Raw genomic sequence first — 13,492 nt, 5'->3', positions numbered from 1 at the left:
CGTCTACCTGGAGTTTCGGCTCCGGATTGGCGAAGTAAACCCCGTTCACTCGGGGCTCTTCCCATGGTTAACGGCGTATGCTCTAATCGGGTCTAGAACGTGTTCCAACTCCGAGTCCGGACAGTGTTTGCGACAGCGTCGTCGACCAGGAGGTCCCGTGGCCGCACCGCTCATCCCCGCCGGTTTCGACTTCACCGATCCCGACCTCTACGCGCAGCGGCTCCCGCTCGAGGAGTTCGCCGAACTGCGCCAGACGGCACCGGTCTGGTGGAACCCGCAGCCCCACAACACCGCGGGCTTCGGTGACGACGGCTACTGGGTGGTGACGCGGCTGGAGGACGTCAAAGAGGTCTCGCGCGACAGCGAGCTGTATTCGTCGGCCGAGAAGACCGCGATCATCCGCTTCGACGAGACCATGACCGAAGACCGGATGAACGCGAACCGCCTGGTGCTGCTCAACATGGACGCCCCGCAGCACACCAAGCTGCGCCGGATCGTGTCCAAGGGCTTCACCCCGCGCTCGATCTCCAAGCTGGAAGACGCCCTGCGCGATCGCGCGCACAAGATCGTCAGCGAGGCCAAGGCGAAGGGCTCAGGCGACTTCGTCACCGACGTCGCGTGCGAGCTGCCGCTGCAGGCGATCGCCGAGCTCATCGGCGTGCCCCAGGAAGACCGCATGAAGCTGTTCGACTGGTCGAACCAGATGATCGCCTACGACGACCCGGAGTACGAACTCGAGCCGCTCACCGCGTCGGCCCAGCTCGTCGGCTACGCGTGGAACATGGCCGAGGAACGCCGGAAATGCCCGATGGACGACATCGTCACCAAGCTCATCCACGCCGATGTGGACGGTGAGGCGCTCGGCTCCGACGAGTTCGGCTTCTTCGTCATCCTGCTCGCGGTCGCCGGCAACGAGACCACGCGCAACGCGATAACCCATGGTATGAAAGCTTTTCTTGATCACCCCGAGCAGTGGGAGCTCTACAAGGAGCGCCGCCCGAAGACCGCGCCGGACGAGATCGTCCGCTGGGCCACCCCGGTCGTCGCCTTCCAGCGCACCGCCACCCGCGACACCGTGCTCGGCGGCCAGAACATCCGCAAGGGCGACCGCGTGGGCATGTTCTACAGCTCGGCGAACTTCGACCCCGAGGTCTTCGACCAGCCCGAGAAGTTCGACATCCTGCGCGAGGACAACCCGCACGTCGGCTTCGGCGGCACCGGCTCGCACTACTGCATCGGCGCCAACCTCGCGCGCCTGGAGATCGACCTGATCTTCAACGCCATCGCCGACGCCATGCCGGACATCACCGAGCTGTCCCCGCCGGACCGGCTGCGGTCCAGCTGGCTCAACGGCATCAAGCATTACCAGGTGCGCTACGCCTAACATGGCGGGATGCGCTGCCTGATTGACGCCGAAGTCGCCCTGTCGGTCACCGTGCCCGGCCGCGTCGCGTTCACGCTCGCGACGGCGGCGGGCGCGGACCGCGAGGAACTGACGCTCTCCGACTCCTTCGCGTCGGAGGTCGTCGAGTTCGCGCACGGCACCCGCACGCACGTCTTCGACCTGCCGGCCAGGGACTTTTCGCTGCGCTACCAAGCCGAATGCGAGATCAAGCCCGCTGAACCCCAGCCGCTCACCACCGCGGACCTCGCCATCTACACGAGGCCCAGCCGGTACTGCCCGACCGACCGCATGGGCTTCGCCATGGCGGAATTCGGGAACCTCGAAGGTGATCGGGCCAAGGTCGACGCCATCGTCGGCTATGTGCACGACCGGATGTCCTATGTGGTCGGTTCGGGCAGCCCGGTCGACGACGCCGTCGACCGGTTGCTGGCGGGGGAGGGCGTCTGCCGGGACTTCGCGCATATCTGCGTCGCGCTGTGCCGGGTGGTCGACATTCCCGCGCGGTACGTCTCGGTCTACGCGCCCGGACTGTCCCCTATGGACTTCCACGCCGTCTTCGAGGCCGTGATCGACGGCCATTGGTACGTCTTCGACGCGACCCGGCTGGCGCCGAGGCAGAGCCTGGTCCGCGTCGCCACCGGCCGCGACGCCGCGGACACCGCGTTCGTCGCGACACTCGGCGGCTGCGAGATCGACTTCCGCGGCACCGGGCTGTTCGTCACCGCCGAGCCGGGACTTCCGGAAGACGACGGCTCGGCGCTGATCCCACTGGCCGGGTCAGCACCGCGGTCGTGACGACGGTCCCGGCCAGCAGCGCGCCGGCGACCCAGCACGCCGCGGTCACCCCGGAAGTCAGGAAAACGTTGCCCAGCAAGGCGATCCCGACCGCGCCGCCGAGTTGCTGGACGGCGTTGAGCAGCCCGGCCGCCGACCCGGTTTCCGCCGGGCCGACCCGGCGCAGCGTCGCGGTGAAGAACGCCGACGTGAACAGCCCTTGCCCGAGTCCGCACACCAGCAGCGTCGGCGCGCCCAGCGCGTAGCCGAGCAGCCCGGCGAGCATGATCGCGAGTCCCGCGAACGGCACCCTGGTCCCGAACCTGGGCACGAGCAGGCGGCCGGAGATCACCGAGGCGACACCCGCGCCGACCGACCACGGCACCAGCGTCAGCCCGGCGGCGAGCACGTCGCGATGCTCGGCCAGCTGCACCTGCAACGCCACGACCAGCGTGAACCCGGTGACCATGGCGAAGAACAGCAGCGCGGTCGCCAGCCCGGCCGGGAAACCGTGATCGCGGAACAGGCTCAGCTCGACGAGCGGGCTGCGCCCTTGCCGTGACCGCCACCGTTGATGCAGTCCGAAGAGGACCAGCGCCGCGACCCCTGCGATGGTCCACAGTGGATCGCCCTCGATCAGCGGATACACGATCAACCCCGTACCCAGACTCGCGAGCAGCGTGCCCGCGAAGTCGAACCGAGGCCGATGCGCGGCCCTGTCCTCACTCAGCAGCGGGCTCGCGGCCAGCACCACAAGTCCCAGCGGCAGGTTGACCAGGAACACCGCGCGCCACGACGAACCGAACAGGTCGGCGTGCGTCAGCACCCCGCCGAGCAGCGGGCCGCAGACCGCGGACAGGCCCATGACCGGCCCGATCCAGCCGAACGCCCTGGACAGCTCGTGGTCGGCGAACATCGAGCGGATCAGCCCGATCGTCTGCGGGATGATCAACGCGGCCGCCGCGCCCTGCAGGGCCCGCGCGGTGATCAGCAGCCCGGCCGATCCGGCGAGCGCGCACCACAGCGACGTGAGCACGAAGCCGGTGACGCCGATCTGGAAGATCCGCTTGCGCCCGATCAGGTCACCGAGCCGCCCGCCGGTGATCAGCAGCACCGCGAACGGCAGCGTGTACGCGGCGCCGTACCACTGGATGGCCGAGCCGCCGCCGCGCAGATCCGCGTCGATCGCGGGCGCGGCGACCTGCACGATCGTCGCGTCGAGCAGGTTCATCGCCTCGGCGGTCAGCAGGACGGCCAACGCCGCCCCGCGCCTGGAATTCGTCATGCGCCGGAGCTTGCCGAGCACTGTAGACGTGTTCCACTCACCTGAGCGGATTTGTCGATTTATTCCATTGGCGACGGCTTCGATGCAGAATGTGTGCATGCTCGACGAGGTAGACCGTGGCTTGATCCACGCACTCCAACTCGACGGCCGCGCGCCCTTCAGCCGGATCGCCGAGGTGCTCGGCGTGTCCACCCAGACCGTCGCCCGCCGCTACCAGCGCCTGCGCGCCGAGCACGGCATGCGCGTCGTCGGCCTCGGCGAACCGCACCGCGCCGGGCAGACACGCTGGCTCGCCAGGCTCACCGCGAGCCCGCACACCGCGCAAGACCTCGCACTCGCGCTGGCCAGGCGCGCCGACACCTCCTGGGTGAAGCTCGCTTCGGGCGGCACCGAGATCGTCACCATCGTCGACACCGGCACCGCGGGCGGAAATCCCTTGCTGCTCCACGACATTCCGCGCGCCAGCAGCATCACGTCGGTGTCGGCGCACTACATCCTGCACGCTTACCGCGGCGGCCCGACCCCATGGCCGGGTCACCTCAAAGGCCTCACCGAGGAGCAGCACCAGCGGCTCGCGCTCGAGGTCGTCCCCGGCGATCGCCTGCTCGCGGCGTCCGACCGCGACCTGCTCACCGCGCTCAGCCGGGACGGCCGCGCCACCCTCGCCGACCTCGCCGCCGCGACCGGCTGGTCCTCGGCCACGGTCGCGCGCAGGCTCGCCGCGCTCCAGTCCACCGGCGAACTCTTCTTCGACGTCGAGATCAACCCGGCACTACTCGGCGCGGCCATCGAAGCGCTGCTCTGGATGGCCGTCACCCCCGGACAGCTCGACGAGGTCGGCACCACACTGGCCCAGCACGACGAACTCGCGTTCGTGGCCGCGACCACCGGCTCGACCAACCTCATGGCCCACGCTCTGTGTGCCGACCCCGGCGCGCTCCACCACTACCTCACGCACCGCCTCGGCACCCTCGACGCGATCCGCACTCTGGAGACGGCCCCGGTCCTGCGCACCCTCAAAGCCGCCGGCCCCTTGCACCCCGGGGATAAAGCGGGCTTTACTCCGCGGGATAAAGCCCGCTAAACATCGCGGAGTAAAGCCCGCTTTATCCCCGCTTGCCGGGCTTGGCGGAGCCGACGACCCACATCGAGAAGTACTGGGAGCCGCCGCCGTAGGCGTGGCCGAACGCGACGCGCGCGCCGTCGACCTGGTAGTCGCCCGCGCGGCCCATGACCTGCTTGGCGGCCTCCGAGAAGCGCAACATCCCTGACGCCCCAATGGGATTCGACGACAGCACGCCGCCGGACGGGTTGACCGGCAGGCGTCCGCCCAAAGCGGTGTCCCCGGCTTCGGTCGCCTTCCAGCCCTCGCCTTCGGCCGTGAAACCCAGGTTCTCCAGCCACATCGGCTCGAACCACGAGAACGGCACGTAGATCTCGGCGGCGTCCACTTGGGACATCGGGTCGGTGATCCCGGCCTCGGCCCACAACGCCTTGGCCGCGTCACGGCCCGCCTGCGGGTTGACCTGATCGCGCCCGGCGAACGTGGTCGGCTCGGTGCGCATGGCCGTCGCGTGGATCCACGCCGCGCCGCCCTCGACGGCGTCACCGGCGGCCTCGTCACCGAGCACCATCGCGCAGGCGCCGTCGGACGACGGGCACGTCTCGTCGTAGCGGATCGGATCCCACAACATCTGCGACGCCTGCACGGATTCCACCGTGACGTCCGGCTGCCGCAAGTGCGCGTACGGGTTGAGCGCGCCGTTGCGACGGTCCTTCGCCGCGACGATCGCGCCGATGTGCTCTGGCGCGCCGGACCGGCGGATGTACGAACGCACGTGCGGCGCGAAGTAGCCGCCGGCGCCCGCGCCGACCGGCATGTGGAACGGCACCGCGATGGACAGGCCCCACATCGCGTTCGACTCGGACTGCTTCTCGAACGCCACCGTCAGCACCCGCCGGTGCACACCCGACTGGATCAGCGAGGCCGCGACCAGCGCGGTCGAGCCGCCGACGGAACCGGCGGTGTGCACCCGCAGCAGCGGTTTCCCCACCGCGCCAAGGGAATCCGCCAGCGAAAGCTCCGGCATCATGACGCCCTCGAACAGGTCGGGCGCCTTGCCGAGCACCACGGCGTCGATGTCGTCCCAGCCGACCTGCGCGTCGAGCATGGCCCGGTCGATCGCCTCGCGGAGCAGGCCGGGCATCGACACGTCGGTCCGCTTGGCGCGATGGTGCGTTTGCCCGGTGCCGAGCACCGCGGCGAGCTGCTTGCTCATCGAGCCTCCAAAACGGCGACCAGGTTCTGCTGCAACGCGGGCCCGCTGGTCGCGTGCGCGAGTGTTTTCGACGCTGTGCCATCGAGAATCGCCGACGCCGCTTCGCCGATGCGCGAAAGCCCGGCCGCGAACATCGGGTTGCCCACCAGCGCCCCGCCGGACGGCGTGATCCGCACGTCGTCGCCCAGTCCCAGCGCGGACCGCACGATCAGCTCCTGGTGCGTGAACGGCGAGTGCAGTTCGGCGAGTTCGACGCCGTCGAGATCCAGCGCCTTGGCGGCGATTTCGGTCGACGGCGACCGGGTCAGGTCACGGGCGCCGAGCACGGCCGAGTCGACGCGATGCTCGATGCCGGAGATGATCGCCGGGCGTTCGACCAGGTCACGGGCGCGTTCCTCGGACGCCAGCACGACCACGGAAGCGCCGTCGGTGACCGGCGCGATGTCGTGCGCCCGCAACGGATCCGCGACGAACGGACCGTCCGGATCGGACATACCGGCGCGGGCGGCGACCTCGGCCATGTCCTTTTCGGTCCACAACCCGGCGTCCAGCCCCAGCCGGGCCTGCAAGGCCGCGATGCTCACCGAGTCGGGCCACAAGGGAGCGACGGTGTACGGATCGAGCTGCAACGACAGGACCCGGCGCAGCTGCCCGGCCGACGACTTGCCGAAACCGTAGACGAGCGCGGTGTCCGCCTCGCCCATCCGGATCTTCAGCCACGCCTCGTACAGCGCCCACGCGGCGTCCATTTCGACGTGCGACTCGTGGATCGGCGGGAACGCGCCGATCGCGTCGACCGCGGCGATGAACGAGAACGCCCGCCCGGCCAGGTAGTCCGACGAGCCGGAGCACCAGAACCCGATGTCCTTTTTGGACAATCCGGTCTTCCCGAGCACCTCGGCGAAGATGGGCACGAGCATCTCGACGCCGTTGGTCGTGCCCGGCGTTTCGCGGACGTGCGGGGCCTGCGCGAAGCCCACCACGGCGACGTTCATCGTGACCTCACAGGTGGTGTGCGAACGATTCGTACGGCATGTCCGGCTCGCCGCTCGGCTCGAAATGACTGATGTTCTCCAGCGACGTCCACCAGTCCTCGCGGGGTTTCCACGCCGCGCGCACCCGCATGCCCATCCGGACCTCGGACGCGTCGCAGCCGAGCACGAGATGCAGGAACGCGATGTCCGCGCCGTCGAGCAGGATGTACGCGGCGACGTACGGCGGTTTCAGGCGCTGGCCGAGGAACGGCACGTTGACGATGCAGAACGTGGTGACGGTGCCGGTGTCCGGCAGCTCGACCTCGTCGGTGGTCGGCACGCCGTCGGTCGGGCACGCGCCGCGCGGCGGGATGTAGACCTTCTCGCACGCGGGGCAGCGCTGGCCGATGAGCCTGCCTTCACCGAGCGCGCGCAGGTAGCGGCTTTCCTCGGGGGAGACGGAGTGCTGGTAGTGCAGGTGCACCGGCGTGATCACGATGCTGACCGGCGCGCCCTCGTCGCGTTTCGCGACCGGGGGCGGCGGCTCGGTGAGTTCGGTGTCGGGGGAGTCCACGGGCACGAAGTACGCGATGTCGCGGATGTGGCCGACGAGTTCGTCGGCCCAGCGCACGCGGACGCGCAGTCCGGTGTGGATGGCGTCGTGGCTGACGTCGACGGCGTGCAGCAGCGTGGTGTCGGCGCCGTCGAGCCGGATCAGCGCCCAGGCGAACGGCCGCCGAAGTGGCTGTCCCTCAAGGGGTTTCGCCATCCAGGTCCAGGAGACGACGGTCCCCTCGGCGGCGACGGTGACGAACTCGTCGAGCGGCGCGGCGGTCACCGGGTCGTACTCGACCGGCGGCACGTGCACCCGCCCGTCGGTGCCGCGGACGCCTTCGATCCGGCGTTCGCGTAACCCGTTGACGAAGCGGCCGAGCACGGGGCCGACCGAGCGCGTGTAGTCGAAGCCGATGTCCAGCGGCGCGGAGAGCGGTGCGGTCACCTTCGCAGTGAAACACGTTCTCGTTCGGGCGGCAAGCGATCCACGGCCGGAGCCTTGATCTGAACTGGAACACGTTCTAGGTTTGACGGATGACGACCACCACGGAGACGTTCGGACTGTGGAACATCGCGGCGAGCCGCCCGGACCGGATCGCCGTCGTCGGCCCCGACGGCGCGCAGGTCGGCTACGGGGAACTCGCCGACATGGCCAACGCGTACGCGCGCGGGCTGCGGGCGATCGGCCTGAGCACCGGTGACGTCGTCGTCGTGCTGCAGCCCAACTGCCCGGAGATGCTCGCCGCGTACTTCGCGGCCATCCAGTCCGGGCTGTACGTGGTGGTGGTCAACTGGCACCTGATCGGGCCCGAGGTCGCGTACATCCTGTCCGACAGCGGCGCGAAGGCCTTCCTCGCGCACGAACGGTTCGCCGACGTCGCCATCGCGGCCGCCGACGAGGCAGGCATTCCGCCGGGCGGACGCTTCGCGGTCGGCGCGATCGAGGGCTTCGCGAGCATCGAGGATCTGAGCGAAGGCGAAGGCCGCCCGGAACACCGGACGGCTGGGTCGCCGATGCTCTACACCTCCGGCACCACGGGCCGCCCGAAAGGCGTCCGCCGTCCGCTGAGCGGCGCCGATCCCGACGCCGTGCCGTACGCGTCCACCTGGTTCTTCGGCATCTTCGGCCTCGGCCCGTTCGACGACCACGTGCACCTCTGCGGCTCGCCGCTCTATCACACGGCGGTGCTCAACTTCGTCGGGATTTCCTTGCAGCTGGGCCATACCGTGGTCTTGATGGACCGCTGGGACCCGGAAGACATGCTGAGCCTGATCGAACGGCACCGCGTCACCCACAGCCATATGGTGCCGACGCAGTTCAGGCGGCTTCTCGCGCTGCCGGACGACGTCCGGTCGAAATACGACCTGTCTTCGCTGCGCGTGATGATCCACGGCGCCGCGCCGTGCCCGCTGGAGGTCAAGCGCCGGATGCTCGACTGGTGGGGCCCGGTCGTCACCGAGTACTACGCCGCGACCGAGGGCGGCGGCACGGTCATCGACGGCGCCGACTGGCTGCGCAAACCCGGCTCGGTCGGCCTGCCCTGGCCCGGTTCGGTCATCAAGGTCCTCGACGACGACGGCAACGAGCTGCCCGCCGGCGAGATCGGCACCGTCTACATGCGCATGGGCGACGCGACCTTCGAGTACCACAAAGACCGCGAGAAGACCGAAAAAGCCCGCGTCGGCAACCTGTTCACCCTCGGCGACGTCGGCCACCTGGACGCCGACGGCTACCTCTACCTCCACGACCGCAAGGCCGACCTGATCATCTCCGGCGGCGTCAACATCTACCCGGCCGAGATCGAGGGCGAACTCGCCGTCCACCCCAAGGTCGGTGACGTCGCGGTGTTCGGGATCCCCCACGAGGACTGGGGCGAGGAGATCAAGGCCGTCATCCAGCCCGCCGAGGGCATCGAACCCAGCGACGTCCTGACCGAGGAACTCCTCGCCTACGCCGCGACCCGCTTGGCCAAGTTCAAGCTTCCCCGCTCGATCGACTACCGCCCCGAACTCCCGCGAGACCCCAACGGCAAGCTCTACAAACGCCGCCTTCGCGACGAATACCTCTGAGGTCAGGGGCGTTTCGGGAAGGCCATGGAGAGCATGACCAAGGCCTTGCCGAGCGGGACGGGCTCCGACCGGGTGCCGTCCTGGCAGGCGGCGTTGAAGTTGCCGTCGCGGGCGATGACCATGCCCAGCGTGCGGCCGTGCGTGGCGCCGCGCAGGTAGCTCCAGGTCGGGTGGAACTCGTCGTCGCCGGTGGGGTAGTGCCAGAAGTGGGTCGCGTCCGGCAGGTTCTTGAGGTTCGCGATCGTCTCGGTGTCGGGTTCGAGCTGATAGCGGAAGCGGGCCGCCGCGCGCCGCAGCGCGGGTTCGGGGTCGGGGTTCAACGCCATGGTCAGGTACACCTGATGCCAGGGCATGTCGTCGGCCGACTCGCCGCTGGTGCATTCGATCACCGGGTGTAACGGGGCGAGTTCGGTCAGGACCGGGCTGACCGCGACCTGCGCCGGGTTGCCCTGCGGCTGCGCGCAGGAAGCGAGCGGGGTCAGCATCAGCAGCCCCGCCACCCACCACCACCGCACCGCCATGCGCTCATGATTGCCGGTGAGCGGCTCACCGCGCACCTTTTCGCCACAGTTCGTTACCGACCGCGGAACTCCGGCTTGCGCTTCTCGGCGAACGCGCGCGGCCCTTCCTTCGCGTCGTCGCTCGCGAAGACGGCGATGCCGTACTGCGACTCGAGCTTGAAGGCCTCTTCCTCGTGCATGCCTTCGGTGTCGCGGATCGTGCGCAGGATGGCACGGACGGCGAGCGGGCCGTTCGCGGCGATCATGGCCGCGAGTTCGAGCGCCTTGTCCAGCGCCGTGCCGTCGGGGACGACGTGGCCGATGAGCCCGATCTCCTTGGCCTCGGCCGCGGTGATGTGCCGTCCGGTCAGCAGCAGGTCGGCCGCGACCGTGTACGGGATCTGCCTCGGCAGCCGCACGGCCGAGCCGCCCATCGGGAACAGGCCCCAGCGCGGCTCGGACACGCCGAACTTCGCGCTCTCGCCGGCGACGCGGATGTCGGTGCCCTGCAAGATCTCCGTGCCGCCCGCGATCGCCGCGCCCTCGACGGCGGCGAGCAACGGCTTGGTGAGACGGCGGCCTTTGAGCAGGCCTTCGATGCGCGACGGGTCGAACGTCCCCCGTTTGTGGGACTCCGCGGGGGAGTTGCGCGCCATCGACTTCAGGTCGGCGCCCGCGCAGAACGCGCCGCCCGCGCCGGTGAGCACGCACGCGCGGATCTCGTCGTCCTGATCGACCCGATCCCAGGCTTCGACCATGATGCCGAGCATCTCGCCGGTCAGCGCGTTCCGGGCTTCGGGCCGGTTCATCGTGACGACGAGGGTGTGCCCCTGCTGTTCGACGAGTGCGTCGGCCACTCGGCCACCTCCTTGAACTGCGCGAGTATTGCCCGAAACGATAACATGTTCTACTTTGGCTGAGTGGCACTCAACATCGCGGATCTCCTCGAGCACGCCGTCGACGCCGTGCCGGATCGCATCGCGGTCAGCTGCGGTGACCGGCAGGTCACCTTCGCCCAGCTGGACGCGCGCGCCAACCGGCTCGCCCACCACCTCGCCGCGCACGGAGTCGGGCAAGGTGACCACATCGGGGTCTATTCCCGTAATTCCATCGAAGCGCTGGAAACCATGTTCGCCGCTTACAAACTGCGCGCGATCGCGGTGAACGTCAACTATCGCTACGTGCACGCCGAACTCAGGTACCTGTTCGACAACGCCGATCTGGTGGCGCTCGTACACGAACGGCGGTACTCCGACAAGGTCGCGGCCGTGCTGCCCGAGACGCCAAAAGTGAAACACGTTGTCGTCATCGAAGACGGCACGGAAGGCACCGGCGGCGTCTCGTACGAGGACGCGCTGGCGGAGGGTTCGCCCGAGCGTGACTTCGGTGAGCGCAGCGCCGACGATCTGTACATTTTGTACACCGGCGGCACCACCGGCTATCCCAAAGGCGTGCTCTGGCGTCACGAGGACATCTGGCGCACCCTCGGCGGTGGCATCAACTTCGTCACCGGCGAGCATCTCGCCGACGAGTGGACCCAGGCCGAGCAGGGCAAGGCGGGCGCGCTCGTCCGGCTGCCCGCCGCGCCGCTCATCCACGGCGCCGCGCAGTGGGCGACCTTCGGCGCGCTCTTCGGCGGCGGCCCGGTGGTGTTCGTGCCGCAGTTCGATCCCGACGAGGTCTGGAAAGCCGTGCAGGAGCACAAGGTCCAGATCCTCACGATCGTCGGCGACGCCATGGCGCGCCCGCTGGTCGACGCCTACCGCGCTGGCGACTATGACGCGTCCTCACTCGTCGCGCTCTCCAGCCACGCGGCGCTGTTCTCCCAAAGCGTCAAGCAGGATTTCCTCGCGATGTTGCCGAACGTGGTCATCACCGACGCCATCGGCTCGTCCGAAAGCGGCTTCACCGGAATGGGCCTGGTCAACAAGGAGGCCGACCATTCCGCCGGGCCGAGGGTGAACTTCGGCGTCGAGGCCGCGCTGCTCGACGACGACGGCGCGCTCGTCGAGCCGAAACCCGGTGCGGTGGGCCGGATCGCGCGCAGCGGCCACGTCCCGCTCGGTTACTACAAGGATCCGGAGAAGACCGCGAAGATCTTCGCGGAGGTCGACGGCGTCCGGTACGTCATCCCCGGTGACTACGCGCGGTACGAGGAGGACGGCACGGTCACCTTGCTCGGCCGAGGCTCCCAATGCGTCAACACCGGTGGCGAGAAGGTGTTCCCCGAAGAGGTCGAAGGCGCGCTGAAGTCGCACCCGGACGTGTTCGACGCCCTCGTCATCGGCATCCCGGACGACCGGCTCGGCCAGCGCGTCGCGGCCGTCGTCCAGCTGCGGTCCGGCGTCACCGCGGACTTCGACGCGATCGAGTCGCACGTGCGCACCGAGGTCGCGGGCTACAAGGTGCCGCGCACGCTCTGGCTCGCCGACGAGGTCGGCCGGACGCCGAGCGGCAAACCGGATTACCCGTGGGCGCAGGAGTTCGCGCGCACGCACGAACCCGCCAGGAGCTGATCGGATGCGGACCTCGTTGTGCGATCGGCTCGGCATCGACGTGCCGATCGTCGGCTTCACCCCGTCCGAGCACGTCGCCGCCGCGATCAGCAGGGCCGGCGGGCTGGGCGTGCTCGGCTGCGTCCGCTTCAACGACGCGGCCGAACTCGAGCGCGTGCTCTGCTGGATGGACGAGAACACCGGCGGCAAACCGTACGGTGTGGACATCGTGATGCCCGCGAAGATCCCGGCCGAGGGCACCTCGGTCGACCTCGCGAAGATGATCCCCGACGAGCACCGGCAGTTCGTCGACCGGACGCTGACCGCGCTCGGCGTGCCGCCGCTGCCCGAGGAGATCGACGAGCGCGCCGGCGTGCTCGGCTGGCTGCACTCGGTCGCGCGGTCGCATGTCGAGGTCGCGCTGAAGCACCCGATCCGGTTGATAGCCAACGCTTTGGGCTCGCCGCCGGTGGACGTCATCGAGCAGTGCCACGCGCACGGCGTGCCGGTCGCGGCGCTCGCCGGCAAGGCCGAGCACGCGGTGCGGCATGTCGAGAACGGCGTCGACATCGTTGTGGCGCAAGGATATGAGGCGGGCGGGCACACCGGCGAAATCGCGTCGATGGTGCTCGTGCCGGAGATCGCCGACGCCGTCGGCGACCGGGTCCCGGTGCTCGCGGCGGGCGGCATCGGCTCCGGCCGTCAGGTCGCGGCCGCGCTCGCGCTCGGCGCGGTCGGCGTCTGGATGGGCTCGTTCTGGCTCGCCACCGAGGAATACGCGCAGACGATGGCAGGCTCCGAGGCGATGCAGGAGGCGCTCGTCAAGGCCGGGTCCTCCGACACGGTCCGCACCCGGATCTACACCGGGAAACCCGCGCGTCTGCTCAAGACCCGCTGGACCGAGGCATGGTCCGCGGCCGACGCTCCCGCGCCGTTGCCGATGCCGTTGCAGAATCTGCTGGTTTCCCCGGCACACAACAGGATCCACGCGGCTGGTGATCCGACGGTGGTGTCGATGCCGGTCGGCCAGATCGTCGGGCGGATGGACCGCGTACGCCCGGTCAGCGAGGTCATGGCCGAGCTGGTGGCCGGGTACGAAGAGGCCGTGCGCAGGCTGGCCCCGTGATAAAGCGGGCTTTACTCCGCGAAGTAAAG

General features: G+C 69.2%; 12 protein-coding genes. 6 read left to right on the top strand and 6 right to left on the bottom strand.

The genetic code is table 11. From position 1 onward, the window contains the following. The first annotated feature begins 157 nt into the window (after positions 1 to 157). Positions 158 to 1,384, top strand: a complete 1,227-nt coding sequence (locus tag AB5J62_RS27510) for a cytochrome P450 (protein ID WP_370942817.1) — start codon at positions 158 to 160, stop codon at positions 1,382 to 1,384. 9 nt (positions 1,385 to 1,393) lie between these two features. Beyond that, positions 1,394 to 2,200, top strand: a complete 807-nt coding sequence (locus tag AB5J62_RS27505) for a transglutaminase family protein (protein ID WP_370942816.1) — start codon at positions 1,394 to 1,396, stop codon at positions 2,198 to 2,200. On the opposite strand, the gene AB5J62_RS27500 is transcribed toward AB5J62_RS27505, so the two are convergent. Continuing rightward, complete coding sequence (locus tag AB5J62_RS27500; RefSeq protein ID WP_370942815.1) at positions 2,124 to 3,464, bottom strand: MFS transporter; 1,341 nt, start codon at positions 3,462 to 3,464, stop codon at positions 2,124 to 2,126. The two genes, AB5J62_RS27505 and AB5J62_RS27500, sit on opposite strands and share 77 nt — an antisense overlap. A gap of 97 nt (positions 3,465 to 3,561) precedes the next feature. On the opposite strand from AB5J62_RS27500, the gene AB5J62_RS27495 reads away from it, so the two are divergent. After that, positions 3,562 to 4,548 (top strand): Lrp/AsnC family transcriptional regulator, encoded by a 987-nt coding sequence (locus AB5J62_RS27495; RefSeq protein ID WP_370942814.1) that lies wholly within the window; start codon positions 3,562 to 3,564, stop codon positions 4,546 to 4,548. A 22-nt stretch (positions 4,549 to 4,570) separates the two neighbouring features. Here AB5J62_RS27495 and AB5J62_RS27490 read toward each other — a convergent pair whose 3' ends face one another. From AB5J62_RS27490 to AB5J62_RS27480, 3 genes are read right to left on the bottom strand one after another with little or no spacing between them, the layout of a single operon-like run. Beyond that, positions 4,571 to 5,743: a thiolase domain-containing protein gene (locus AB5J62_RS27490; RefSeq protein WP_370942813.1), complete on the bottom strand. Its 1,173-nt coding sequence runs from the start codon at positions 5,741 to 5,743 to the stop codon at positions 4,571 to 4,573. Further along, positions 5,740 to 6,738 carry a thiolase domain-containing protein gene (locus AB5J62_RS27485; protein ID WP_370942812.1) on the bottom strand — a complete coding sequence of 333 codons (999 nt, stop codon included), beginning with the start codon at positions 6,736 to 6,738 and terminating at the stop codon, positions 5,740 to 5,742. The genes AB5J62_RS27490 and AB5J62_RS27485 overlap by 4 nt, the downstream gene beginning before the upstream one ends. A gap of 7 nt (positions 6,739 to 6,745) precedes the next feature. Then, positions 6,746 to 7,717: a Zn-ribbon domain-containing OB-fold protein gene (locus AB5J62_RS27480; protein ID WP_370942811.1), complete on the bottom strand. Its 972-nt coding sequence runs from the start codon at positions 7,715 to 7,717 to the stop codon at positions 6,746 to 6,748. Positions 7,718 to 7,806: 89 nt separating this feature from the next. Between AB5J62_RS27480 and AB5J62_RS27475 the strand changes: the two genes are divergently transcribed. Continuing rightward, positions 7,807 to 9,342, top strand: a complete 1,536-nt coding sequence (locus tag AB5J62_RS27475; RefSeq protein WP_370942810.1) for an acyl-CoA synthetase — start codon at positions 7,807 to 7,809, stop codon at positions 9,340 to 9,342. Positions 9,343 to 9,344: 2 nt separating this feature from the next. Here the strand turns inward: AB5J62_RS27475 and AB5J62_RS27470 are convergent, their stop codons facing one another. Together AB5J62_RS27470 and AB5J62_RS27465 are read right to left on the bottom strand one after the other, a co-directional pair. Next, positions 9,345 to 9,863 carry a hypothetical protein gene (locus tag AB5J62_RS27470; RefSeq protein ID WP_370942809.1) on the bottom strand — a complete coding sequence of 173 codons (519 nt, stop codon included), beginning with the start codon at positions 9,861 to 9,863 and terminating at the stop codon, positions 9,345 to 9,347. A gap of 53 nt (positions 9,864 to 9,916) precedes the next feature. Beyond that, entirely contained in the window at positions 9,917 to 10,699 is a 783-nt protein-coding gene (locus AB5J62_RS27465; protein ID WP_370942808.1) for a crotonase/enoyl-CoA hydratase family protein, read from the bottom strand. Between the two features lie 63 nt (positions 10,700 to 10,762). On the opposite strand from AB5J62_RS27465, the gene AB5J62_RS27460 reads away from it, so the two are divergent. Next, positions 10,763 to 12,358 (top strand): acyl-CoA synthetase, encoded by a 1,596-nt coding sequence (locus AB5J62_RS27460; RefSeq protein ID WP_370942807.1) that lies wholly within the window; start codon positions 10,763 to 10,765, stop codon positions 12,356 to 12,358. 4 nt (positions 12,359 to 12,362) lie between these two features. Then, on the top strand, positions 12,363 to 13,463 hold the full coding sequence (locus AB5J62_RS27455; protein WP_370942806.1) for an NAD(P)H-dependent flavin oxidoreductase: 1,101 nt from the start codon (positions 12,363 to 12,365) through the stop codon (positions 13,461 to 13,463). The last annotated feature ends 29 nt before the right edge of the window (positions 13,464 to 13,492 follow it).

Source organism: Amycolatopsis sp. cg5, from assembly GCF_041346955.1.
In the GTDB taxonomy this organism is placed as follows: Bacteria; Actinomycetota; Actinomycetes; order Mycobacteriales; family Pseudonocardiaceae; genus Amycolatopsis.
The sequence above is the reverse complement of the archived record's forward strand: the minus strand, read 5'-3'. Positions and strand labels throughout refer to the sequence as shown.

Bases quoted from the DNA above. Each gene is read 5' to 3' on its own strand.
- AB5J62_RS27470 (WP_370942809.1), bottom strand. From the start codon at position 9,863: ATGGCGGTGCGGTGGTGGTGGGTGGCGGGGCTGCTGATGCTGACCCCG.
- AB5J62_RS27485 (WP_370942812.1), bottom strand. From the start codon at position 6,738: ATGAACGTCGCCGTGGTGGGCTTCGCGCAGGCCCCGCACGTCCGCGAA.
- AB5J62_RS27495 (WP_370942814.1), top strand. From the start codon at position 3,562: ATGCTCGACGAGGTAGACCGTGGCTTGATCCACGCACTCCAACTCGAC.
- AB5J62_RS27455 (WP_370942806.1), top strand. From the start codon at position 12,363: ATGCGGACCTCGTTGTGCGATCGGCTCGGCATCGACGTGCCGATCGTC.
- AB5J62_RS27490 (WP_370942813.1), bottom strand. From the start codon at position 5,743: ATGAGCAAGCAGCTCGCCGCGGTGCTCGGCACCGGGCAAACGCACCAT.
- AB5J62_RS27505 (WP_370942816.1), top strand. From the start codon at position 1,394: ATGCGCTGCCTGATTGACGCCGAAGTCGCCCTGTCGGTCACCGTGCCC.
- AB5J62_RS27500 (WP_370942815.1), bottom strand. From the start codon at position 3,464: ATGACGAATTCCAGGCGCGGGGCGGCGTTGGCCGTCCTGCTGACCGCC.
- AB5J62_RS27475 (WP_370942810.1), top strand. From the start codon at position 7,807: ATGACGACCACCACGGAGACGTTCGGACTGTGGAACATCGCGGCGAGC.